Annotated in this window: 25 protein-coding genes; 12 read left to right on the top strand and 13 right to left on the bottom strand. The window is 59.7% G+C overall.

The window, feature by feature from the left end; genetic code table 11:
* Positions 1–35: 35 nt before the first annotated feature.
* Entirely contained in the window at positions 36–323 is a 288-nt protein-coding gene (locus QRN36_RS03030) for a YheV family putative zinc ribbon protein (protein WP_093466617.1), read from the bottom strand.
* The gene (gene prlC, locus QRN36_RS03035; RefSeq protein WP_285422759.1) at positions 320–2,371 is read right to left on the bottom strand and encodes an oligopeptidase A; all 2,052 of its coding nucleotides are present in this window, start codon (positions 2,369–2,371) and stop codon (positions 320–322) included. Before prlC ends, QRN36_RS03030 begins: the two co-directional genes overlap by 4 nt.
* 112 nt (positions 2,372–2,483) lie before the next feature.
* Here prlC and QRN36_RS03040 point away from each other — a divergent pair, with 112 nt between their 5' ends.
* Positions 2,484–3,029, top strand: coding sequence for a gamma carbonic anhydrase family protein (locus QRN36_RS03040; protein WP_285422760.1), 546 nt, complete (start codon positions 2,484–2,486; stop codon positions 3,027–3,029).
* 44 nt (positions 3,030–3,073) lie between these two features.
* Entirely contained in the window at positions 3,074–3,724 is a 651-nt protein-coding gene (locus QRN36_RS03045) for an HAD family hydrolase (protein WP_285422761.1), read from the top strand.
* A gap of 96 nt (positions 3,725–3,820) precedes the next feature.
* Here the strand turns inward: QRN36_RS03045 and QRN36_RS03050 are convergent, their stop codons facing one another.
* Positions 3,821–4,888, bottom strand: coding sequence for an aminopeptidase (locus tag QRN36_RS03050; protein ID WP_285422762.1), 1,068 nt, complete (start codon positions 4,886–4,888; stop codon positions 3,821–3,823).
* A gap of 106 nt (positions 4,889–4,994) precedes the next feature.
* On the opposite strand from QRN36_RS03050, the gene QRN36_RS03055 reads away from it, so the two are divergent.
* Positions 4,995–5,411, top strand: a complete 417-nt coding sequence (locus QRN36_RS03055; protein ID WP_285422763.1) for a hypothetical protein — start codon at positions 4,995–4,997, stop codon at positions 5,409–5,411.
* A 252-nt stretch (positions 5,412–5,663) separates the two neighbouring features.
* Here QRN36_RS03055 and QRN36_RS03060 read toward each other — a convergent pair whose 3' ends face one another.
* Both QRN36_RS03060 and QRN36_RS03065 read right to left on the bottom strand, forming a co-directional pair.
* Positions 5,664–5,897, bottom strand: a complete 234-nt coding sequence (locus tag QRN36_RS03060; RefSeq protein ID WP_285422764.1) for a DUF1161 domain-containing protein — start codon at positions 5,895–5,897, stop codon at positions 5,664–5,666.
* 129 nt (positions 5,898–6,026) lie between these two features.
* Positions 6,027–6,458: an OsmC family protein gene (locus QRN36_RS03065; protein ID WP_285422765.1), complete on the bottom strand. Its 432-nt coding sequence runs from the start codon at positions 6,456–6,458 to the stop codon at positions 6,027–6,029.
* A gap of 287 nt (positions 6,459–6,745) precedes the next feature.
* Here QRN36_RS03065 and QRN36_RS03070 point away from each other — a divergent pair, with 287 nt between their 5' ends.
* A complete protein-coding gene (locus QRN36_RS03070; protein WP_285422766.1) occupies positions 6,746–7,747 on the top strand; it encodes an LLM class flavin-dependent oxidoreductase in 1,002 nt (333 codons plus the stop codon).
* A 141-nt stretch (positions 7,748–7,888) separates the two neighbouring features.
* On the opposite strand, the gene QRN36_RS03075 is transcribed toward QRN36_RS03070, so the two are convergent.
* Positions 7,889–8,113: a DUF1161 domain-containing protein gene (locus QRN36_RS03075; protein ID WP_285422767.1), complete on the bottom strand. Its 225-nt coding sequence runs from the start codon at positions 8,111–8,113 to the stop codon at positions 7,889–7,891.
* A gap of 160 nt (positions 8,114–8,273) precedes the next feature.
* Entirely contained in the window at positions 8,274–8,489 is a 216-nt protein-coding gene (locus QRN36_RS03080; RefSeq protein ID WP_093466597.1) for a dodecin, read from the bottom strand.
* A gap of 180 nt (positions 8,490–8,669) precedes the next feature.
* On the opposite strand from QRN36_RS03080, the gene QRN36_RS03085 reads away from it, so the two are divergent.
* Positions 8,670–8,996 carry a YqjD family protein gene (locus QRN36_RS03085; RefSeq protein ID WP_166593894.1) on the top strand — a complete coding sequence of 109 codons (327 nt, stop codon included), beginning with the start codon at positions 8,670–8,672 and terminating at the stop codon, positions 8,994–8,996.
* Here QRN36_RS03085 and QRN36_RS03090 read toward each other — a convergent pair whose 3' ends face one another.
* On the bottom strand, positions 8,997–9,896 hold the full coding sequence (locus QRN36_RS03090) for a LysR family transcriptional regulator (protein WP_285422768.1): 900 nt from the start codon (positions 9,894–9,896) through the stop codon (positions 8,997–8,999).
* A gap of 121 nt (positions 9,897–10,017) precedes the next feature.
* On the opposite strand from QRN36_RS03090, the gene trpB reads away from it, so the two are divergent.
* The 3 genes from trpB (at position 10,018) to QRN36_RS03105 (ending at position 12,679) form a co-directional block, all read left to right on the top strand.
* On the top strand, positions 10,018–11,253 hold the full coding sequence (trpB, locus tag QRN36_RS03095; RefSeq protein WP_285422769.1) for a tryptophan synthase subunit beta: 1,236 nt from the start codon (positions 10,018–10,020) through the stop codon (positions 11,251–11,253).
* Positions 11,253–12,065, top strand: coding sequence for a tryptophan synthase subunit alpha (gene trpA, locus QRN36_RS03100; RefSeq protein WP_093466589.1), 813 nt, complete (start codon positions 11,253–11,255; stop codon positions 12,063–12,065). The genes trpB and trpA overlap by 1 nt, the downstream gene beginning before the upstream one ends.
* Positions 12,066–12,190: 125 nt before the next feature.
* A complete protein-coding gene (locus QRN36_RS03105; protein ID WP_285422770.1) occupies positions 12,191–12,679 on the top strand; it encodes an anti-virulence regulator CigR family protein in 489 nt (162 codons plus the stop codon).
* Positions 12,680–12,846: 167 nt separating this feature from the next.
* Here QRN36_RS03105 and QRN36_RS03110 read toward each other — a convergent pair whose 3' ends face one another.
* Complete coding sequence (locus tag QRN36_RS03110; RefSeq protein ID WP_285422771.1) at positions 12,847–13,179, bottom strand: DOPA 4,5-dioxygenase family protein; 333 nt, start codon at positions 13,177–13,179, stop codon at positions 12,847–12,849.
* 87 nt (positions 13,180–13,266) lie between these two features.
* Between QRN36_RS03110 and QRN36_RS03115 the strand changes: the two genes are divergently transcribed.
* On the top strand, positions 13,267–13,935 hold the full coding sequence (locus QRN36_RS03115; protein WP_285422772.1) for an NAD(P)-dependent oxidoreductase: 669 nt from the start codon (positions 13,267–13,269) through the stop codon (positions 13,933–13,935).
* Positions 13,936–13,980: 45 nt separating this feature from the next.
* Here QRN36_RS03115 and QRN36_RS03120 read toward each other — a convergent pair whose 3' ends face one another.
* The gene (locus tag QRN36_RS03120) at positions 13,981–14,931 is read right to left on the bottom strand and encodes a LysR family transcriptional regulator (protein WP_285422773.1); all 951 of its coding nucleotides are present in this window, start codon (positions 14,929–14,931) and stop codon (positions 13,981–13,983) included.
* 114 nt (positions 14,932–15,045) lie between these two features.
* Here QRN36_RS03120 and betC point away from each other — a divergent pair, with 114 nt between their 5' ends.
* Positions 15,046–16,551, top strand: a complete 1,506-nt coding sequence (gene betC / locus QRN36_RS03125; RefSeq protein WP_285422774.1) for a choline-sulfatase — start codon at positions 15,046–15,048, stop codon at positions 16,549–16,551.
* 38 nt (positions 16,552–16,589) lie between these two features.
* Positions 16,590–17,516 (top strand): choline ABC transporter substrate-binding protein, encoded by a 927-nt coding sequence (gene choX, locus QRN36_RS03130; protein WP_285422775.1) that lies wholly within the window; start codon positions 16,590–16,592, stop codon positions 17,514–17,516.
* A 142-nt stretch (positions 17,517–17,658) separates the two neighbouring features.
* Here the strand turns inward: choX and aroE are convergent, their stop codons facing one another.
* Both aroE and hemF read right to left on the bottom strand, forming a co-directional pair.
* A complete protein-coding gene (gene aroE / locus QRN36_RS03135; RefSeq protein ID WP_285422776.1) occupies positions 17,659–18,483 on the bottom strand; it encodes a shikimate dehydrogenase in 825 nt (274 codons plus the stop codon).
* Positions 18,484–18,571: 88 nt separating this feature from the next.
* Positions 18,572–19,498 (bottom strand): oxygen-dependent coproporphyrinogen oxidase, encoded by a 927-nt coding sequence (hemF, locus tag QRN36_RS03140; RefSeq protein ID WP_285422777.1) that lies wholly within the window; start codon positions 19,496–19,498, stop codon positions 18,572–18,574.
* Between the two features lie 208 nt (positions 19,499–19,706).
* Between hemF and QRN36_RS03145 the strand changes: the two genes are divergently transcribed.
* Positions 19,707–20,684 (top strand): NADPH:quinone reductase, encoded by a 978-nt coding sequence (locus QRN36_RS03145; protein ID WP_285422778.1) that lies wholly within the window; start codon positions 19,707–19,709, stop codon positions 20,682–20,684.
* 126 nt (positions 20,685–20,810) lie between these two features.
* Here QRN36_RS03145 and QRN36_RS03150 read toward each other — a convergent pair whose 3' ends face one another.
* Positions 20,811–21,368, bottom strand: coding sequence for an L-threonylcarbamoyladenylate synthase (locus QRN36_RS03150; protein WP_093466571.1), 558 nt, complete (start codon positions 21,366–21,368; stop codon positions 20,811–20,813).
* Positions 21,369–21,406: the final 38 nt, after the last annotated feature.

Raw genomic sequence — 21,406 nt, forward strand, 5'->3', positions numbered from 1 at the left:
CTGTCGGTATCCCGTTTGCGTTTACTGGCGTCGCTTCAGCTCGGATCAATCGGCTTTTTCAGCTTCGGATTAGGGAAGAACTGCACGCCCTGCACCTTGGGGTCTGCCGGTTTGACCGGCGCCTTATTGACGCGCGTGCCCAGCTCCTTGGGAATCGACTGCCCCTGAGCGTTGAGCGTGTCCGAATACCCGCAGTGCACGCATTCACGATGAGGCACGTCGTCTTCGTTCCACATCATCAACTTGTCAGGCTCGCTGCACGCCGGGCAGACAGCCCCGGCGATGAAGCGCTTTTTGGTAATCACTGGCGGTGTATCGGTCATGCTGCCGCTTCCTCACTCAAGCCGGAATGGCGCAAGAGTGCGTCAATCGAAGGCTCGCGTCCGCGGAAGTCGACGAACAGCACCATCGGCGCCTGTGAGCCGCCACGGGCCAGGATCGCTTCGCGGAAGGCGCGGCCGGTCTCGGCATTGAGCACGCCGTCCTCTTCGAATTTCGAGAAAGCGTCGGCCGACAGCACTTCTGCCCACTTGTAGCTGTAGTAACCCGCCGCGTAACCACCCGCAAAGATGTGCGCGAAGCTGTTGGGGAAGCGGTTGTAGGCGGGCGGACGCATCACCGACACCTCGTCACGCACGCCTTCGAGCACTTGCAGCGTGCTGCGGCCATCGCCGTGCGTTGCGTGCAGTTCGAAATCGAACAGCGAGAACTCAAGCTGACGCACCATCATCAGGCCGGACTGGAAGTTCTTCGCGGCGAGCATCTTTTCCAGCAGATCCTGAGGCAGCGGCTCGCCAGTCTCATAGTGGCCGGAAATCAGCGCCAGGCCTTCAGGCTCCCAGCACCAGTTTTCCATGAACTGGCTTGGCAGCTCGACCGCGTCCCACGCCACGCCGTTGATGCCAGAAGCGCCCGCGTGCTCCACGCGCGTCAGCAAGTGGTGCAGGCCATGGCCGAACTCGTGGAACAGGGTGGTCACTTCATCGTGAGTCAGCAGCGCAGGCTTGCCGGGGGCAGCCGGGGTGAAATTGCACACCAGATTGGCAACCGGACTTTGCAAAGCGCCGGCAGAGGTGCGACGACGGTCTCGGGCGCCGTCCATCCAGGCACCGCCTCGCTTGTTGGCGCGGGCATAAAGGTCGAAGAAGAAGCGACCGACGTGCTGCCCGTTTTCCTTGATTTCAAAAAGGCGGACGTCGGGATGCCAGGTATCGAAGCCTTTCTGCTCCGCAATTTCGATGCCGTACAGTTTCTGCACGATAGCGAACAGGCCAGTGAGCACTTTGTCGATCGGGAAGTAGGCGCGCAGGGCTTCCTGTGAAACGCTGTAACGCTGCTCGCGCAGCTTCTCACCATAGAAACCGCTGTCCCAGCTTTGCAGATCCGGGCAACCCTGTTCGGCGGCATAGGCTTGGAGCTGTTGCAGATCCTGAGCGGCGAACGGCTTGCTGCGCTTGGCCAGATCGCGCAAGAAGCTGAGCACTTGATCGCTGGACTCCGCCATTTTCGTCGCCAGGCTCAATTCCGAAAAACTGGCGAAACCCAACAGCCTGGCCAGTTCCTGCCGCAAGTCGAGGATTTGCTCCATGACCGGGCCATTGTCGTTCTTGCCAGCGTTGGGGCCCTGATCAGAGGCGCGGGTGCAATACGCCGCGTAGACTTCTTCACGCAGGGCGCGGTCTTCGGCGTACGTCATGACGGCGTAGTAGCTCGGAAACTCCAGCGTGATCAGGTAGCCGTCCAGGTCCTTGGCTTTGGCAGCCGCAGCCATTTGTGCCTTGGCAGAATCGGTCAGACCGGCGAGGGCAGCCTCGTCCGTGACATGCTTGGTCCAGGCTTGAGTCGCATCGAGCAACTGGTTGGAAAACTGGCTGCCCAGCTCCGACAGCTTGCTCTGCACTTCGGCGTAACGCTTCTGTTGTTCAGGCGGCAGGTCGATGCCGGACAAGCGGAAGTCACGCAGCGAGTGTTCCAGAATGGTTTTTTGCGCGACATCGTAAGTCGCTGCTTCCGGGCTATTGGCCAGCGCTTCAAACGCCTGGAACAGCTCGCGGTTCTGGCCCATTTCGGTCGAATAGGCGCTCAGCGCGGGCAGGCACGACTCATAGGCTTCGCGCAGCTCGGCACTGTTGCACACGGCATTCAGGTGGCTGACCGGACTCCAGGCAGCGCCCAGACGATCGTTCAGCTCGTCCATCGCCAGCACCAGGCCGGCCCATGTAGGCTGCGAACCTTGCTTGGCAAGGATGTCGGCAATCGCTGCGCGGTTGTCGGCGAGAATCTGGTCAATGGCTGGTTTTACGTGCTCGGCGCGGATCGCCGAGAAAGGTGGCAGGTCGTACGATTGCAAAAGAGGGTTGTTCGCGCTCACGGTTTGGCACCTTGGCTGGAAGAAACACCCAAGCATCTTAATTACAATCGGCGCTGACCGCAGCTATCTAACGGGGATAGCCCTGCTATCAATGCCAGAGAAGGAGCCTATCGTGGCCATTCGCACATTCCAGAATCACACGCCAGCCCTTGGAGAGCGGGCGTTCGTCGACCATTCGGCCGTTGTCATCGGCGACGTCGAAATCGGGACGGACAGCTCGGTGTGGCCGCTGACGGTGATCCGCGGCGACATGCACCGCATCCGCATCGGCGCGCGCACCAGCGTTCAGGACGGCAGTGTGCTGCATATCACGCACGCCGGGCCGTTCAACCCTGATGGCTTCCCGCTGTTGATCGGTGACGAAGTCACCATCGGCCACAAAGTGATGTTGCATGGCTGCACCATCGGCAGTCGCATACTGATCGGAATGGGCAGCACGATCATGGACGGCGCGGTGGTCGAGGATGAAGTCATCATCGGGGCCGGCAGTCTGGTGCCGCCGGGCAAACGCCTTGAGAGCGGCTTCCTGTATGTCGGCCGCCCGGTGAAACAGGTTCGTGCGCTGACCGAAAAGGAAATGGCGTTCTTCCCATACAGCGCGACCAATTACGTGAAGCTCAAGGACCAGCATCTGGCCGAAGGGTTCGACAAGCCCTGATTGGCTGGACGGCTAAACATTCTTTACATGCTTCGAGAGACAACATGCATTACCAGAACATTCTGTTCGATCTGGACGGCACTCTGACCGATCCACGGGAAGGCATCACCCGTTCGATCCAGTTCGCCTTGAGCAAGCTGGGCATCGACGAACCCGACATCACCCGGCTTGAGCACTTCATCGGTCCGCCGCTGTTGCAGCAATTCATGCGCACCTATGAGTTCGACGAAGCCAAGGCATGGGAAGCGGTGGGCTTTTATCGCGAGCGCTTCAAGGTGACCGGCCTGTACGAGAATCTGGTGTTCGACGGTGTGTTCGAGCTGCTCGACCTGCTCTCGGATCAAGGCCGCACGCTGTTCATCGCGACCTCCAAACCATGGGTATTCGCCCATGAGATCGCCCGGCATTTCGACTTTGCCCGGCATTTCAAGCTGATTTACGGCAGTGAGCTGGACGGCACCCGCACCGACAAGGTCGAGCTGATCCGGCATCTGCTGGAAGAGGAAAAGCTGGACCCGAAACAGACGCTGATGATCGGCGACCGCAAACACGATTTGATCGGTGGCAAGCGCAACGGACTGGATGTCGCGGCGGTGGGTTATGGATTCGGCAGTCGCGAGGAGCTGGAAGCCGAGGCGCCGACCTATCACTTTGATTCAATCCAAGCGCTGCATCAGGCGTTTCTCAAGTCCTGAGAGCGCCCTGAACCGTGCAGGAGCGCGTTTGCCCGGAAAGGTATTCCGTTTGTGAGGATTCAGCCCAGAGCAAGCGCGCGCCTACCGTTGATCACGTCAGCCTGCTGGCTTCGCCAATCGCAGCAACGCCGCCTTGCGCGCTTCCTTGGGCAACGCACCCAGCTTTTCGACGGCTGCGTAAAACATCGTCCAGTCTCCATTCACCTGCCTGAACAACGCTTCAAACGACGGAACCCACTGGTCGTACAGACCGATGGGCAGCAAACGTGCGTTGTTCATCGGTGCGTAGACCCAACTGTCAAAGCGCTTGTCGCCACGCCACTGGCTGTCACGCATTTGTCGATAATCCTTGCGCAGCTGCTCGAACTCCGCCGCCTTGCGCTGGCGCATGACCTCTGCACTCAAAGGCTCGGCGTACAGGGCTTTCAGACGATCTCGGGTCGCCAGAACGAGCGCGGTCAGCTGATCGCGTCGCCGGGTCTCTGACGTGACGCCCTCGGCGGGCAATCCGCGCGCCGCCCGCCATTGCCGGGTTCCCTCCTGTTCCACGAAGGTGGCGTAGGACTCATTGAATTCACTGTCGTTCTTCACGTAAAAACGTTGATGCGCCAGTTCATGGAATATCAGCGTGGCCAGGCGCTCGTCGCCCCAGTTCATCATTGAACTGATGATCGGGTCGTCGAACCAGCCGAGGGTGGAGTACGCCTCGACGCCGCTGACGTAGACATCTTTGCCGTCGACTTTTTGCAGCGCCGCCTCGCCGCGCGCCGCGCCTTGGGTGTAGTAGCCGCGATAGGCGACGCACCCGGCAATCGGGAAGCAATGTGTGACCGGGTCCAGTGAAAACTCGCCCGTGGCGAAGACATTCCACACCACATATGGGCGATGGATGTCCGCGTACAGGCGATAGCTTTTGTTGTCGGGCAAATGCAGATGCTCGCTGGCAAATGCCCGCGCCTGTTGCGACTTGAGCAAATGGTCGCGCAGCGTCGGGTCGCTGTCAGGATCAGCGATGACCTGCGTCACCGGCTGACGTGCTCTGAGCAAGGCCATCTGGCCGCTGGCCAATTGCGAGTAATAGGAAAGACTGGAGCAGCCGCTGAGGAGTAAAATCGCCAGCATCGGCAGGGCACGCTGGAGCTTCGGGGTTTCAGATCGATTCATGCAGCGCCCTTGGCGTCCAGGTCGAAGATCGAAGAAAACAGCGTTATGCCGGACAGCCGGCCTTTGACGCAACCACCATTATCATCTGCCCACTGCGGAGTCTGTCATGCGCTTGCCCTTGTCGTTCATCGCCCTGAGTCTGCTGGCCGGTTGCGCAGGCCCCTTGCCTGCAGTTGATCCACAGCAGGCGTGGGTCGATCTGCACACGTTCACCGGCAAGACGCTGATGGCCGACAAACTGGACGGCAAGCGCACCGAAGACGGGCGTTATTTTCAGGTCACGCCAGGCAAGCACAAGCTGGAAGTGCGCTACGACTATGAATACGCGCCCGGCGGAATGGGGCTGTCGATGGACATTTACAACGAGCTGACCTGCTACGTCACGATCAATTACGACCACTTCGAAGCCGGCCACCGATACCGTCTGGATGTTCGACACATCGCCAATAGCATCGACGCCCAATTGCGTGACGAACAGCGCAAGGTGCTGGCGGAAGAGGGTGAGATTTTTTGTATTCCCTGAGGCTTGTCGACACGCCACCGCAATCTGCGGTGCGATGATCTGAGGCAGCTAGCGTGCTCGCGAAGCCTCATTTCCAACCATTGCATCTCCACAGCATGCACCGGCCTGTTCCCGGCGGAAGCCGCTCCTACAGACGCTGTGAGCTTTTCGTAGGACTGGCTTCAGCCGGGAAGGCGTCGGGTGTGACGCGTTGATCAACGCGGCGTTTTAGACAGTTGGCTCATGCGCATGGGGAACGCGTCCGGTACACACTCACCGATCATTCTTCTGATAGATGATCTTCCTGGTGCCGTTTTCGCAGGTGCCCACGACCATGTTCTGGTCCTGCACTTCTTCGTTGCTGACGATTTCCAGTGTGTAGGAGCTGACATTCTGCGCCTGGATCTTGGCCTCGATTTCGGCTTTGAGCTCTTCACAAGGTTTGGGGGCGGCCCACAGGCTGCTGCTCAATGCACCCAGAATCAGGGTTAGGGCGATACGTTTCATGTTCGTGTCCTCCGACGCCGAGCAATACGCATCGGCCCTTCATGTGACCGTCCAGGCCTGAGCGGGTTCTCAAGGCCATAAACGAAGATGGCCCGCATTTGCGGGCCATCGGGACAATCATTGCTCGGATCAGCTCACTAGGGTGGCGTCCAGCGTGATCTTGGCATTGAGCACTTTCGAAACCGGGCAGCCTTCTTTGGCTTTAGCGGTCAATTCATCGAATTGCGCCTGAGTAGCGCCAGGCACCTTGGCCTTGAGGATCAAATGTACGGCGGTGATCGAGAAGCCTTCGCCTTCCTGAGCGAGAGTGACCTCAGCCTGGGTGTCGATGCTGTCAGCTTTCAGATTAGCGCCGCCCAGGATCATCGACAGGGCCATCGAGAAGCAGCCAGCGTGCGCTGCGCCGATCAGTTCTTCCGGGTTCGTGCCTTTACCGCCTTCGAAGCGGGCCTTGAAGCCATAAGGCGCTTCGCGCAGAACGCCGGTTTCAGTGGAGATGCTGCCGATGCCAGACTTCAGATCACCTTCCCAGTGTGCGGATGCTTTCTTGACGATGCTCATGGTGTCTCCTCATGAAAAAGTGCGATTTCGCTCGCACGCGGACCAAAGGTCTGAGGAGTGTAGGCGCGAGTTAGTTCAACGGTTATGACTTGTGTGCTTTTTTACTCCCGTGGTGGCCGCTATTTCCGACCAAATTAGTAGGAAATTTCCTTTTACCCATTGCAACCTCAAATTACGGCCTTATCCTAGGACCTTAACGCAAATATTTAGGCTTAACGAAGGCACTGTTCTGGCGTCATGCTGATCCAGGCTGCCTGACCAAGCCCCAAGAGGATCGACAGCGGCCTATGAAACGACTAGCTGATGTGAAGATTTCCACCCTGGATCTGGTGCCCGTTCGCGAAGACACAGGCCCGGCAGTCTCTCTGCGCAACTCGCTGGATCTCGCGCAACACGTGGAGAAATGGGGTTACAACCGATTCTGGGTGGCTGAGCACCACAACATGGACGGCATCGCCAGCTCCGCAACGTCGGTGCTGCTGGCTTATCTGGCAGGCGGCACCTCGACCATTCGTGTCGGCTCCGGCGGCGTGATGCTGCCCAACCACGCGCCACTGGTGATTGCCGAGCAGTTCGGTACGCTCGCCAGTCTCTATCCCGGCCGCATCGATCTGGGTCTGGGCCGGGCGCCCGGTTCCGATCAGATGACCGCTCGTGCCCTGCGCCGCGAGCGTTCTGGCAGTGCCGACGACTTTCCGGACGATGTCACCGAGCTGATGAACTACCTCGGTCCGCGCCAGCCTCATCAGCGGGTCATTGCCGTGCCGGGCACCAACACCAATGTGCCGGTCTGGCTGCTGGGTTCGAGTCTGTTCAGCGCTCAACTGGCTGGCCAGCGCGGATTGCCCTACGCCTTCGCCTCGCACTTTGCACCGCGTTACATGCACGAGGCTATCCGCGTGTACCGCAACCACTTCCAGCCATCCGCCGTGCTCGATAAGCCTTATGTGATGCTGGGCGTTCCGCTCGCCGCCGCTGACACCGACGAACAGGCTGAATATCTGGTGACCTCGGTCTATCAGCGCATTCTCAACCTGATGCGCGGACAGAGCCTGATGCAGAAGCCGCCGGTGCAGAGCATGAACGGTCTGTGGTTGCCTCACGAGCGCGAGGCGGTGATGGATTTCCTGGGACTGGCGATGGTGGGCGGCCCGGAAAAGATCCGCGCCAAGCTCGACGTGCTGCTGGAACAGACTGACGCCGACGAACTGATTTTTACCTGCGACATGTACGAGCATGCCGATCGGCTGCGTTCGTACGAGATCCTGGCGCAGGTCGCTCGGGGCTGAATTTCATGGTCCTGCCGTTTGGCAGGCTCGAGCTTGCTCGCGCCTACGATGACCGGAGCACGCGAGCTGCCAGGTTCATCGTCCGGGCATAAAAAAACCGACGCCACGTGCGTCGGTTTTCATTTTGCGTAACGGGCTTTATCAGCCGCGTTTGTAGACGATTTCCTTGGTGCCGCCTTCGCAGGTGCCGACGACTTTTCCATCTGCCGAGCTGCCTTTGTCAACGGCTTCAAGGGTGTAAGACGCGACGCCTTTGGCTTTGATCTTCGCGTCGATGTCCGCCTTCACGTCATCGCACGACTTCCCGGCCGCCATGGCAGTGCCCGCAATACTCAACAACCCTACCGCCAAAAGAAACTTCTTCATGGGTCACACTCCCTCGTCAGGCGCTTTCAAGCGAAAAGGGCCGCTGTCATCAAGCGGCCTGGCTACCTACCTCGCACCGCGAACGTTTCGATGAACGCTCGATTGCGCGGTATGTATAGCGAAGGTTGTGGCACTCGGCCAGTCGAAAAGTTCAGCGTTTTCAGCTGTTGTCGATGCGGAAGCCAACTTTGACGGTCACCTGGAAGTGCGCCACTTTGCCGTCCTGAATGTGCCCTCGGGTTTCGAGCACCTCAAACCATTCCATGAACTTGACGGTTTTGGCCGCCTGGGCAATTGCATTTTGAATCGCATCGTCGGTGCTGGTGGTCGATGACCCCACCAGTTCGAGAATTTTGTAAGTGTGGTGATCAGTCATGGCAGTTCTCCTCAAGTGGTCTTCAATGGGAGCGTAGCAGCGAATTTGCTCCCTACGTCTGGTATGAAAACCGGCTGAAAAGTTCAGAAAAAACGGCACTTGCAAACCCGGAGTGCACTTTCTGAAAACCCTGTAGTCGGAAACAACACACGCCACTCATCACTGCAGGAGAGTCAAATCATGGCATTCACGTCATCCCGTAAAGCGTCTTTGCAAAGCATGGAAGCCGAGATCGAAAGTCTGCTCAAGTCGCTGGAGAGCCTGAAATCGGATGCTTCGGACGAGTCGCGCAAAACCCTGAAAACGCTGAAAGCCAATGCTGAAAGCGCGCTGAGCCATTCGCGCAGCCTGCTGAGCGACGTCTACGAAGACGCCAAGGTGAAAACCCGCGAAGCCAGCGTTGCCACCCGTGACTACGCTCAGGAACACCCTTGGACTACCGCTGGCGTTGCCGTTGGCGCGGTCGGTCTGCTGGCCGCTTATCTGTTGTGCAAACGCGGCAACTGATTACACCCGTCCCGATTGTTCAAGCTCCTGTTTGAGCCACTGAGCAAGCTGCTGCGCGCGTCCGTCCACAGCGCGCTTGGGCACCCATAGCGCCAGTTGCGCCGGGGTTTCGCTGAAACCCCATGGCGCAGCGAGGCGTCCTGCCTTCAGATCGTCAGCCACCAGCGGTTCCGGCGCGATTGCTATTCCCAGGCCAGCCACGGCCGCTTCCAGCAAGTAATACAGATGCTCGAAACCTTGACCGAAATGCAGGGCGTCGGGATCGATACCGTTGCTCAACGCCCAGCTGGGCCAGGCCTGCAGTCGCGAAGTCGTCTGCAACAGCGGCTCGTCGAGCAGCGCGCGGGCGGGAGATGCCTGCAACGCGTCGAAGCGGGAGAACCTGGGGCTCAATACCGGACCGATACGCTCGCTCGCCAATTCGTAGACCTGCATGTCCGCAGGCCATGGCGGCTCGGCGAATATCAGCAATGCGTCCAGGCCCGGTCGCCGAGGATCCAGGTCGCCTTCTCCAGCAGACAAGTGCAGTCGCAGATCGGGCAAATCAGCGTTCAACCGGCCCAGTCGCGGGATAAACCACCGCGCCAGGAGACTGCCGGAGCAGCCGAGCACAAACGGGGCGTCCGCGTTGCCGCGGCTTATTTCAACGCAGACGCTGCGCAGCCGGTCGAAAGCCTCGCTACTGGCGTCGCGCAATCGAGTGCCGGCATCTGTGAGTTTCAAGCCACGACCGTCTTTAGTGAACAGCGCCACGCCAAGGTGTTCTTCCAGCACTTTCAACTGCCGGCTCACGGCCCCATGGGTGACGTGAAGCTGCTCGGCAGCCTGACTGACGCTATTCAAACGCGCAGTGGCTTCAAAAGCCCGCAAGGCATTGAGAGGAGGCAGGTCGCGGCTCATGATATCTGTGAGTTTTCCTGACAGGACGTGCCGATCTTATCGGTTTTCATCAGTCTTGGCGCTGGTTAAAGTGTGATCACTGCCTCAACGGCTCACCCTATTTGTCCTCCGGAGGTCCACCATGACCCAGACTCACGACGGCAATACTCAATATCGCAACGGCCCCGACGCTCGCGGCATGTTTGGCGCGTTCGGCGGGCGCTACGTTGCCGAAACCCTGATGCCCTTGATCCTCGATCTGAACCGCGAGTACGAGGCCGCGAAAGAAGACCCGGCGTTTCTGAAGGAGCTGGCCTATTTCCAGCGTGATTATGTGGGCCGTCCGAGCCCGCTTTACTTCGCCGAGCGCCTGACCGAACACTGCGGCGGCGCCAAGATTTACCTCAAGCGCGAAGAGCTGAACCACACCGGCGCGCACAAGATCAACAACTGCATCGGCCAGATCCTGCTGGCGCGACGCATGGGCAAAAAACGCATCATCGCCGAGACCGGCGCAGGCATGCATGGCGTGGCAACGGCCACAGTTGCAGCACGTTTCGGCCTGGAATGCGTGATCTACATGGGCACCACTGACATCGAGCGTCAGCAGGCGAACGTGTTCCGCATGAAACTGCTCGGCGCAACTGTGATCCCTGTCGTTGCAGGCACCGGCACGCTGAAAGACGCAATGAACGAAGCGCTGCGTGACTGGGTGACGAACGTCGACAGCACGTTCTATCTGATCGGTACCGTTGCCGGCCCGCACCCCTACCCGGCAATGGTTCGCGACTTCCAGGCTGTGATCGGCAAGGAAACCCGCGTGCAACTGCAGGAACAGGAAGGCCGTCTGCCAGACAGCCTGGTCGCCTGCATCGGCGGCGGTTCCAACGCGATGGGCCTGTTCCACCCGTTTCTGGATGACACCACGGTTCGCATCATCGGTGTCGAAGCGGCGGGTCACGGCATCGAGACCGGCAAGCACGCTGCCAGTCTCAACGGCGGTGTGCCAGGCGTTCTGCACGGCAACCGCACGTTCCTGCTGCAGGACGACGATGGCCAGATCATCGACGCCCACTCCATCTCAGCCGGTCTGGATTACCCGGGCATCGGGCCGGAACACGCCTGGTTGCACGATATCGGCCGCGTTGAATACACCTCCGTCACCGACGATGAAGCGTTGGCCGCATTCCATCAATGCTGCCGTCTGGAAGGCATCATCCCGGCGCTCGAGAGTGCCCATGCTCTGGCCGAAGTCTTCAAGCGCGCGCCATCGCTGCCCAAGGATCACCTGATGGTGGTCAACCTCTCGGGTCGAGGCGACAAGGACATGCAAACCGTCATGCACCATCTGGATCTGTCCCAGCAGGAGAAACACTGATGAGCCGCCTGCAAACCCGTTTTGCCGAGCTGAAAGAACAAGACCGTGCCGCCCTGGTGACATTCATCACCGCAGGCGACCCGGCGTATGACACATCGCTGGCAATCCTCAAGGGTTTGCCCAAAGCCGGTGCGGACGTCATCGAGCTGGGCATGCCGTTCACCGATCCGATGGCCGACGGCCCGGCGATTCAGCTTGCCAACATCCGCGCGCTGGACGCCCGGCAGAACCTGGCGAAAACCCTGCAAATGGTCCGTGAGTTCCGCGCAGAAGACAGCAGCACGCCATTGGTGCTGATGGGTTACTACAACCCGATTCACAACTATGGCGTCGAGCGTTTCATTGCCGAGGCGCGTGAATCCGGCGTCGACGGCCTGATCGTCGTGGACCTGCCGCCCGAGCACAACAACGAGCTGTGCGACCCTGCGCAGGATGCAGGCCTTGACTTCATCCGCCTGACCACGCCGACCACCGATGATGTTCGATTGCCGACGGTTCTGAACGGCAGTTCCGGCTTCGTTTACTACGTATCGGTCGCCGGTGTCACCGGCGCTGGCTCAGCCACGGTCGATCACGTCAAAGAAGCCGTCGCACGTCTGCGTCGTCATTCCGACCTGCCGATCAGTGTCGGTTTCGGTATCCGCACGCCCGAACAGGCTGCGGCCATCGCGCGCATTGCCGACGGCGTGGTGGTGGGCTCGGCATTGATCGATCAGATCGCCAAAGCCGAGTCGCCAGATCAGGCAGTCGGCGGCGTGCTCGAGCTCTGCTCGCAATTGTCGCAGGGCGTACGTCAAGCCCGCGTATCCTGAAGGTAAAGTTCCTGATACAGAGGAATCTCGACCTTCATCAGCGGACTAAGCCGTACAGCAAAGGGGTTCAGAACCGGGTTCTGAACCCCTTTTTGCTGACTCGACATCGTTCAGGAGCGCGGTACATGAAAGTCTCGAATCGTTTGATCGCCGGATTGGGCGTACTGATGCTCGGCGCCAGCGCGCTGGTGCAGGCGGCGCCACCGGATCAACGTGGCGGCCATGAAGACAATGGCCCGGGCCAGCATCAGGACCGCGGTCCGCAAGGTGGTCCACAAGACAATCGCGGTAACGGGCACGGCAATGATCACCGCAACGACCAGCATGTGGAGAACCACGGCGGCGGGCGCCCACCGGAAGATTTCGGCGAAGTGCGCCGTACCATTCAGGAGCATCGTGAGGTGATCGGTCGCGGCCAGCCGCTGCCGCCGAACGTCCATATCGTGAAAGGCCATCCGCTGCCACGCGGCTACGGCCGTCGTCTGGATCAGCGCTCGCTGCAATACCTGCCGCGATACGACGGCTACGAATGGCGCCGCCTGGGCCCCGATATCGTGCTGGTCGCCATTGGCAGCGGCATTGTGTACGAGATTCTGGAAGGTGTCTTGAACTGATCCCGACGCAACACACCCACAGGATATGTGGCGTCGATTCATCTGTTGGCGCCGCACAACTCTGTAGGAGTGAGCTCGCTCGCGAAGACTGAGTTCCAGTCGATGCAACTTTGGCGGGGTACTCGACTATGCGTGAGCTTAGCCCCGCAAAGATAGCGCCATTGCCGCTACTTCTTGAACATCCCGACATTCAACTCCCGCACCCCGCCCATCCAGATCGCATGCTCGGTATGATCGGCCAGGTCATCGCCGGTCACCGGATGGGTGAAGATCACCAAGCCTTGACGGTTCAGCGCCAGATACAGCATCACATCGGCAAACTGCGCATGATCGAACGCCAGCTGGCAGCTCCAGTCGGGGTGTGGCCCGACCGGCCGCTCGTGAACCCGTCCCATGCGAATCCCGAATCTGGCAGCGACGCTTTCGCACAACGCCCGCGCTCGCTCGAGGGTCTGGGCATCAAAATAAACGTGGGCGTGATAGCCCTCGACAGGTGACATGGCCGGTCCTCCCCTGGCATGGAACAGCCCTGAGGCTGCTAGTCTCAATGAAAGACTAGAGTTATCCACAGACCCGGATCAATTGCCATGAAGAATGCAGAAACGCCGGTGATGAAAGTCGCGCTGTTTGGCGCCATGAGCAGCTTTGGCAGTGCGTTGATGGCCGAACTGCTGAGGCGTCAGCATGAGGTCATCGCCGTCGTCGACGATCTCAACTCTCTGGCACCACGACCCGGGCTGCGCACCAAGGTGGGTAACCTGTTCAGCGCCGATCGAGTGTGTGAAAGCATCGCCGGGTGCTCCGCAGTCATCGTCCTGCTCGACGCCAAGGTGCTTCCCGTCGGCCCCGAACATGACCACGCCCAAAAAGACCTGAGCCCTGTCGAACAACTCATCGCCACGCAGACGGTCCTGGCCTGCCTGCAGCGTGTGCAAATCCAGCGCCTGATTCTGTTAGCCGATATCCAACTGATGCTCGACCAGACGCTGCCGGATCATCAGAACCCGAACCTTGACCAGTCCCAGGCCTCAGCCCTGATCGTCGACTCGCTGCAAAAAAGCGGGGCGCAATGGACGCTGGTCAGCGCACCCCAAGGCGTCGCGGGCCTGAGCATCGAACATTTCAGCCAGACCGGAGGCACGGTCGAACCGGGTCTGGCCATCCCGCTGGAAGTGTTGTCGCGAGTGGCAGCCGGCATTGCAGATGAGCTGCAGCTCAATCTACATGTTCGTCAGTATGTGAATTTTGTGGTTTGACCGCTTGGTGAAACAGCCAGGCGCCTCTGAGATTCCTGACGCAGATCAAACAGCTATCGATGGCAACGGCTTGCCCACCAGTAAATCTCCGCTCAACGCCTGTTCGCTTTTTAACCAGTCGACGAACCGCTGAACGATCTGTACCCGACGTTTGCGTTGCGGGAGGACGATGTAATAGCCGTAGGCAGAAATGGCCGTGGCGTCGATAGGGCGGCACAGCAAGCCTTGTTCGAGCAGATCATCCACCAGATGCCGCCAGCCGATCGCCACGCCCTGGCCACCAATCGCCGCCTGGATCAGCAGCGTGTAATTGTCGAAACGCAGTTGCCCCGGCGCGGGCATCTGCGCGATGTTCAGCGCGCGGAACACGCCTCCCCAATCAAACCAGTGGTTGCCACCTTCGCCACGCAGGTGCAGGAGCGCAAACTCCTTCAGCGCCTCGACAGGCAAGGGGAGGGTGCGGTCCGTCAGCAGTTTCGGGCTGCAGACCGGAAAGACCTCCTCGCTGAATAGCCAATGACTTTCTCCCTGTTTAAAGCGCCCGTCGCCAAACAGCACCGCCACGTCGATGTCAGCACGCAGCATGCTGTGGCTGCGTTCGCTGGTCACAAGGCTGACGTCGACGTCGGGGTTTTCCTTGTGGAAACGGTGCAATCTAGGCATCAGCCAATAGGCGGCGAAGGCGAAATCCGTCGCCACTTGCAGAACCTCATGCTGATGCTGCTCGGTGATTGCGTTCAGACCCGCGTCCATCGATTGCAGCCCGGCCTGCACGTGGTTGAAGAGAATCTGCCCGGCGTCCGTGAGCTCGATTCCACGATAGATCCGGTCAAACAGGCGCGTGGCGAGTTGCTCTTCTAACCTTTTGATTTGCTGGCTGATCGCCGGCTGGGTGGTCCCAAGCTCGATGGCTGCGGCTGTGAAGCTGCGCAATCGCGCGGCAGCTTCGAAGCCGCGAAGCAGATCGAGGGACATATCACCAAACGCTTCAAACATAAGGGTGGCTTATCCTAGGCATTATGTTTCATGGGCTTTACCGCTGATCCCATGGGTCCCATTCTCTGGAACAGCAATTTCGCATAAATATTCACTATGGAATGCCGCGAAGACATGAAGCGCAAGAACATTCTTTTCATCATGGCCGATCAAATGGCCGCGCCGATGTTGCCGATTTACGCCTCATCTCCAATCAAGATGCCGAATCTGAGTCGCCTCGCCGCTGACGGCGTGGTGTTTGACGCCGCTTATTGCAACAGCCCGTTGTGCGCACCTTCGCGCTTTACCCTCGTCAGCGGACAGCTTCCGAGCAAGATAGGCGCTTACGACAACGCCGCCGAATTTCCTGGCGACATCCCGACTTACGCGCACTATCTGCGCCGCATGGGCTACCGCACGGCACTGTCGGGCAAGATGCATTTCTGCGGTCCCGATCAGCTGCACGGTTATGAAGAGCGCCTGACCAGCGATATCTACCCGGCCGACTATGGTTGGGCGGTGAACTGGGATGAGCCGGACGTACGTCCAAGCTGGTATCACAACATGTCATCGGTGCTGCAGGCTGGCCCGTGCGTGCGCACCAATCAGCTGGATTTCGATGAAGAAGTGGTGTTCAAGGCCCAGCAATACCTGTTCGACCACGTGCGCGAAGACGGCGACCAGCCGTTCTGCCTGACCGTGTCGATGACCCACCCGCACGACCCTTACACGATTCCCAAGGAATACTGGAATCTGTACAGCGACGACGACATCCCGCTGCCATCGGCGGCGCCCGCGCAGGCAGATCAAGACCCGCACTCCCAGCGCCTGCTCAAGGTCTATGACCTGTGGGACAAGCCGCTGCCGGAGAACAAGATCCGCGATGCGCGCCGTGCCTATTTCGGGGCGTGCAGCTATATCGATGACAACATCGGCAAGCTGCTGAAGACGCTCGAAGACACCGGCCTTGCCGACGACACCATCATCGTGTTCTCGGGCGATCATGGCGATATGCTTGGGGAGCGCGGTCTCTGGTACAAAATGCACTGGTTCGAGATGTCGGCTCGCGTACCATTGCTGGTGTACGCTCCGGGTCAGTTCAAGGCCGGGCGGGTGAAAGCCGCCGTGTCCACTGCTGACCTGTTGCCGACGTTCGTTGCATTGGCCGAAGGTGAACTCGATGCCGGTCTGCCGCTGGACGGGCGCTCGCTGCTGCCGCATCTGCAGGGCGCGCAGGGCCACGACGAGGTGTTCGGTGAGTACATGGCCGAAGGCACTCATAGCCCGCTGATGATGATTCGTCGCGGGGCTTACAAATTCATTTATTCGGAACAGGACCCATGTCTGCTGTATGACGTGTACAACGATCCGAAGGAACAGGAAGAACTGAGCCATTCAGAGGCTCATCGCGACCTGTTCAACGCGTTCCTGGCCGAAGCAAAGGCCAAGTGGGACATTCCGGCGATACACCATCAGGTGCTCGCCAGCCAGCGTCGCCGGCGTTTCGTCGCGCAATCGCTGGCCCTCGGCAAGCTGAAGAGTTGGGATCACCAGCCGCTGGTAGACGCCAGTCAGCAATACATGCGCAACCATATCGATCTAGACGATCTGGAGCGCAAGGCCCGTTATCCACAACCTTGAACCCTGCCAACACCTAGAAAACCAAAAAGGGGCACACCATGAATAAGTTGTTCGCTACGCTGGCGGTTGGGGTCATGAGCTTGAGCAGCGTCGTTGCATACGCCGCTGACGCAAGTTGCAGCACGGTGAAGATGGCCGATCCGGGTTGGAGCGACATCGCCGCGACCAATGCCACGGCAGGTTTCCTGCTCGATGGCATGGGTTACAAGACCAAGGTGGATACGCTGGCAGTACCGATTGCCTATGGTGGTCTCAAAGACGGGCAGATGGACGTGTTCCTGGGCAACTGGATGCCCGCGCAGCAGGGTTTCTACGACAAGTTCATCGCCACGGGCGATGTCACCCAGTACGCCAAGAACCTGGAAGGCACTGAGTTCACGCTGGCCGTGCCGGACTATGTCTACGATGCCGGCGTGCATGATTTTGCCGACCTGAACAAATTCGCCGACAAGTTCCACAAGAAGATCTACGGCATCGGTTCGGGGGCTCCGGCCAACGCATCGATTCAGGAAATCATCAAGAAGAACGAGTTCGAGCTGGGCGACTGGAAGCTGGTGGAATCCAGCGAGCAGGCGATGCTGGCCGAAGTGCAGCGCAACGTGAAGAAGAAGGAGTTCGTGGTTTTCCTGGGCTGGACGCCGCATCCGATGAACGTCCAGATCAAGGGCATGCACTACCTCAAGGGCGGCGAGAAATACTTCGGTGACACCGGCAGCGTCTTCACCGTGACCCGCAAGGGCTACGCCGAAGCCTGCCCGAACGTCGCCAAGCTGTTCTCCAATCTGACGTTCACGCAGGATATGGAAAACACCATCATGAAAAACGTGGTGGACAACAAGATCAGCAATACCGAAGCCGTGAAAGCCTGGATCAAGGCAAACCCGGCTGTGCTTGAGAAGTGGTTGAGCGGCGTTAAAACCATCGACGACAAAGATGCACTGGCAGCGGTCAAGGCCAAGCTTTAAGCGTTCTTCGGACCTTGAGATCGATTCGATCTCAAGGTTGCTGATCGATACATGAGAGCGAATTCAATCGCGAATCGGTAAGGCACAAATACCGATCCCTGGCGGATGTGCCGACCAATCGCGAACGAATTCCCGATGCTGATCAGGCCTCGGCCATCAAGCGCCGTAACTCGGCCAGCACCGGGGCCGATTCAGGGCGCACGCCGCGCCACAGGAAAAACGCTTCGGCAGCCTGTTCCACCAGCATTCCCAAGCCATCTACCGCTCGTCCGGCGCCGTGCTCGGTCGCCCAGCGGCAGAACGCGGTCGGCTCCTTGGCGTACATCATGTCGTAGCAAAAGGTTTGGCCTGGCTGAATCAGGCTCGGCGCGATCGGTGGCACCGCCCCTGAAAGACTGGCGGACGTTGCGTTGATGATGATGTCCACCGGCTCTTCAAGCCAGTCGTAACCTGCAGGCAGTACCGGCCCGAGCTCGGCAAATTCCTGCGCCAGCTGCTCAGCTTTTTCCACCGTGCGATTCGCGACGACAAGCACGTAAGGCCCTTCGGCCAGCAGCGGTTCCAGCGCCCCACGTACAGCCCCACCAGCCCCCAGCAGCAGCACGCGCTTATCCTTGAGCGTCACGCCGTGGTTGACCTTCAAGTCACGCACAAGCCCTGCGCCGTCGGTGTTATCACCCAACAAGCTGCCATCCGCCTGCCTTGCCAGGGTATTTACCGCACCGGCGCGACGGCCGCGCTCGGTCAGTTGGTCCGCCAGGCGATAGGCTTCTTCCTTGAACGGCACGGTGACGTTGGCGCCACGGCCCGTGGCGAAAAACTGTCTGGCGAACTCGGTGAAGCCCTCAAGCGGAGCCAGGGCTGTCTGGTAATCCAGTGCCTGACCGGTCTGCTCGGCAAACAGGCGATGAATCAGCGGCGACTTGCTGTGCGCAATCGGGTTGCCGAAGACGACGTAGTGGTCCATGCGTATTCCAGAACTGGAGTCAGCCTCCAGAGATCGGTGGTCTGTGCAGCCCTGCTCGCGAACAAGCTCGCGAACCGGGCGATGAGTTTCAAGCCGACGGCGGCAGCAGGCCCAGCCAGTCGCGGTCCTGCAGGAAGTACTCGGTCAGGCGCGCTTCCTCGCTGTTCGGCGCTGCTTTCCAGTCGTAGCCCCAACGAACGTGAGGCGGTAGCGACATCAGGATCGACTCGGTGCGGCCGCCCGACTGTAGGCCGAACAACGTGCCGCGGTCGTAGACCAGATTGAATTCCACGTACCGGCCACGACGGAATTCCTGAAACTCCCTTTGCTGCGGCGTGTAAGGCGTCCCTTTGCGGCGCTGCACGATGGGCAGGTAAGCCTCCACGAAGGCATCGCCGATTGCCCGCAGAAACGCAAAGCTGGTGTCGAAGTCCCACTCGTTCAAATCGTCGAAAAACAGACCGCCGATTCCGCGCGGCTCATTGCGATGCTTGATGTGGAAATAACGGTCGCACCAGGCTTTGTAGCGCGGGTAAACGTCGGCACCGAACGGCGCACACGCCTGCTCCGCGATCCGGTGCCAATGCACGCAGTCTTCTTCGACGCCGTAGTAGGGCGTGAGGTCGAAGCCACCGCCGAACCACCAGACCGGCTCTTCACCCTCTTTTTCAGCGATAAAGAAACGCACGTTGGCGTGGGAGGTCGGAACATGTGGGTTGTGCGGATGCATGACCAGTGAAACGCCAAGGGCTTCGAAGCCACGTCCGGCAAGCTCGGGACGGTGCGCGCTGGCCGAGGGAGGCAGACCAGCCCCGAACACATGGGAGAAGTTGACTCCGCCTTTCTCGATGACGTTGCCGTTTTCGATCACGCGCGTGCGGCCACCGCCACCTGCAGGGCGCTCCCAGGCGTCTTCCACAAAACGGCCGCTGCCGTCTTCCTGTTCCAGAGCGGCGCAGATCCGGTCTTGCAGATTGAGCAGGTAGGCTTTGACAGCATCGGTGCGAAAGGACATGGCAGTACCTTGAAGGTGAAACGGGGTTTTGAGCGGGCGCGTTCGTTGCTGGGTTGCAACGAGCGGCCGCTAAACAAAACGCGACTGCGAAAATTGGCGCGTAGTCTATCACTGGCTAGCCGGGTGCCGCAGTTGACGAACATCAAGCGAAGGAGTCCGATAGAGCCCTTTCGCATTTTCTTGTTTCGATCCATGACGGAGAAAGCAAATGGCAAAGCGTATCCAGTTCCGCAGCTACGGCGGCCCTGAAGTTCTTGAGTACGTCGATTTCGAACCGGCCGCGCCGGGGCCCAACGAAGTGCTCGTGCGCAACAAAGCGATTGGCGTTAACTTCATCGAAACCTACTTCCGCAGCGGCTTGTATCCGGCGCCAGCCTTTCCTTCAGCGCTGGGCAATGAGGGTGCAGGCGTGGTCGAGGCTGTCGGCAGCGACGTCACCCACGTCAAGGTCGGCGACCGCGTGGTATACGGCACCGGGCCGCTGGGCAGTTATGCGGAGCTTCACCTGATACCGGCGGCGAACCTTGCGCTGCTGCCTGACGAAATCAGTTTCGAGCAGGGCGCGGCGGTCATGCTCAAAGGTCTCACGGTGCAATATCTGTTTCGCCAGACCTACGAAATTCGTCCTGAAGAAACCATCCTTTTCCATGCCGCCGCCGGTGGCGTGGGCTCCATTGCCTGCCAATGGGCCAATGCTGCGGGCGTCAAGCTGATCGGCACGGTCAGCTCGCCGGAAAAGGCCGCGCACGCCAAGGCGCTTGGGGCATGGGAAGTGATCGACTACAGCAAGGAAGATGTCGTCAGCCGCGTACTGGAACTGACCGACGGCAAAAAAGTGCCGGTGGTGTACGACGGCGTCGGTAAAGACACCTGGGAAACGTCACTGAACTGTCTGGAACTGCGCGGCCTGCTGGTCAGCTTCGGCAACGCATCGGGTGCCGTGTCTGGCGTGAATCTGGGCATTCTGGCGCAGAAAGGCTCGCTCTACGTGACGCGTCCCACGCTGGGCTCTTACGCCAACAGCCCGGAAACCCTGCAGGCCATGGCCGACGAGGTGTTCGGCATGGTGTCGAGCGGCAAGGTCAAAGTCGATGACATCCGTAGATTCGATCTGAAAGATGCGGCTCAAGCGCATACCGAACTGGCGGGACGTCGCACGACGGGTTCGATCATTCTGGTGCCTTGAAGCTCGTTCCCGTATGAAGCGGGCTTGCTCGCGAGAACGCCGGTATATCCGACACAAAGTGTCAGTCGGTGCCTCGACACTCGCGAACAAGCTCGCCTGCAAACGGATAAGAGTCAAAGCGTCAACTCACCCCGCCCGCACAACCTCAGCCGTCACCAGATCTCGGATCACGCTGGGGTTGCGACGCCCACCGAGCGCGCCGCCGAGCACCATGTCCACCTGCTGATGAAAGTACTGCTCGACGCGAAGGCGTGAACGTGCGGCGGGTCGGCCGGCAGGGTTGGCCGAGGTGGAAACCAGAGGGCCGGTCAACGCGCACAGCTCGCGCACCTGCGGATGATCGCTCACGCGCAGCGCGACGGTGTCGTGTTTGCCGGTGATCCATTCGGGCAGAAGACCCTGATGCGGGACCAGCCAGGTGTTTGGGCCGGGCCACGTACTGGCCATCCGGTCGATCCACAGCTCGGGGAAATCTTCGAACAGAAAGTCGAACTGGCGAATGTTGTCAGCAATGAGGATGAGCCCTTTATCCACAGGACGCGCCTTGATCGCCAGCAGACGGTAAACCGCCTCGGCGTCCCAAGGATCGCACCCCAGCCCCCAGACCGCTTCGGTTGGATAGGCAATGACCGCCCCGGCCCGAACTTCTCGTGCGGCTTGTTGCACTCGCCAACTGCTGACCATCGTTCACTCTCCGAAATAACGCTGGCCGGCAGTTTAAC

The sequence above is a fragment of the Pseudomonas sp. efr-133-TYG-103a genome (assembly GCF_030209235.1).
Taxonomy (GTDB): Bacteria; Pseudomonadota; Gammaproteobacteria; order Pseudomonadales; family Pseudomonadaceae; genus Aquipseudomonas.

Bases quoted from the DNA above. Each gene is read 5' to 3' on its own strand.
- QRN36_RS03110 (WP_285422771.1), bottom strand. From the start codon at position 13,179: ATGTCACCTGTCGAGGGCTATCACGCCCACGTTTATTTTGATGCCCAG.
- betC (WP_285422774.1), top strand. From the start codon at position 15,046: ATGAAGCGCAAGAACATTCTTTTCATCATGGCCGATCAAATGGCCGCG.
- QRN36_RS03055 (WP_285422763.1), top strand. From the start codon at position 4,995: ATGCGCTTGCCCTTGTCGTTCATCGCCCTGAGTCTGCTGGCCGGTTGC.
- aroE (WP_285422776.1), bottom strand. From the start codon at position 18,483: ATGGACCACTACGTCGTCTTCGGCAACCCGATTGCGCACAGCAAGTCG.
- QRN36_RS03050 (WP_285422762.1), bottom strand. From the start codon at position 4,888: ATGAATCGATCTGAAACCCCGAAGCTCCAGCGTGCCCTGCCGATGCTG.
- QRN36_RS03060 (WP_285422764.1), bottom strand. From the start codon at position 5,897: ATGAAACGTATCGCCCTAACCCTGATTCTGGGTGCATTGAGCAGCAGC.
- QRN36_RS03090 (WP_285422768.1), bottom strand. From the start codon at position 9,896: ATGAGCCGCGACCTGCCTCCTCTCAATGCCTTGCGGGCTTTTGAAGCC.
- QRN36_RS03045 (WP_285422761.1), top strand. From the start codon at position 3,074: ATGCATTACCAGAACATTCTGTTCGATCTGGACGGCACTCTGACCGAT.
- hemF (WP_285422777.1), bottom strand. From the start codon at position 19,498: ATGTCCTTTCGCACCGATGCTGTCAAAGCCTACCTGCTCAATCTGCAA.
- trpB (WP_285422769.1), top strand. From the start codon at position 10,018: ATGACCCAGACTCACGACGGCAATACTCAATATCGCAACGGCCCCGAC.
- QRN36_RS03150 (WP_093466571.1), bottom strand. From the start codon at position 21,368: ATGGTCAGCAGTTGGCGAGTGCAACAAGCCGCACGAGAAGTTCGGGCC.
- QRN36_RS03145 (WP_285422778.1), top strand. From the start codon at position 19,707: ATGGCAAAGCGTATCCAGTTCCGCAGCTACGGCGGCCCTGAAGTTCTT.
- QRN36_RS03120 (WP_285422773.1), bottom strand. From the start codon at position 14,931: ATGTTTGAAGCGTTTGGTGATATGTCCCTCGATCTGCTTCGCGGCTTC.
- QRN36_RS03085 (WP_166593894.1), top strand. From the start codon at position 8,670: ATGGCATTCACGTCATCCCGTAAAGCGTCTTTGCAAAGCATGGAAGCC.
- QRN36_RS03070 (WP_285422766.1), top strand. From the start codon at position 6,746: ATGAAACGACTAGCTGATGTGAAGATTTCCACCCTGGATCTGGTGCCC.
- QRN36_RS03065 (WP_285422765.1), bottom strand. From the start codon at position 6,458: ATGAGCATCGTCAAGAAAGCATCCGCACACTGGGAAGGTGATCTGAAG.
- QRN36_RS03030 (WP_093466617.1), bottom strand. From the start codon at position 323: ATGACCGATACACCGCCAGTGATTACCAAAAAGCGCTTCATCGCCGGG.
- QRN36_RS03115 (WP_285422772.1), top strand. From the start codon at position 13,267: ATGAAGAATGCAGAAACGCCGGTGATGAAAGTCGCGCTGTTTGGCGCC.
- QRN36_RS03105 (WP_285422770.1), top strand. From the start codon at position 12,191: ATGAAAGTCTCGAATCGTTTGATCGCCGGATTGGGCGTACTGATGCTC.
- choX (WP_285422775.1), top strand. From the start codon at position 16,590: ATGAATAAGTTGTTCGCTACGCTGGCGGTTGGGGTCATGAGCTTGAGC.
- trpA (WP_093466589.1), top strand. From the start codon at position 11,253: ATGAGCCGCCTGCAAACCCGTTTTGCCGAGCTGAAAGAACAAGACCGT.
- QRN36_RS03080 (WP_093466597.1), bottom strand. From the start codon at position 8,489: ATGACTGATCACCACACTTACAAAATTCTCGAACTGGTGGGGTCATCG.
- QRN36_RS03075 (WP_285422767.1), bottom strand. From the start codon at position 8,113: ATGAAGAAGTTTCTTTTGGCGGTAGGGTTGTTGAGTATTGCGGGCACT.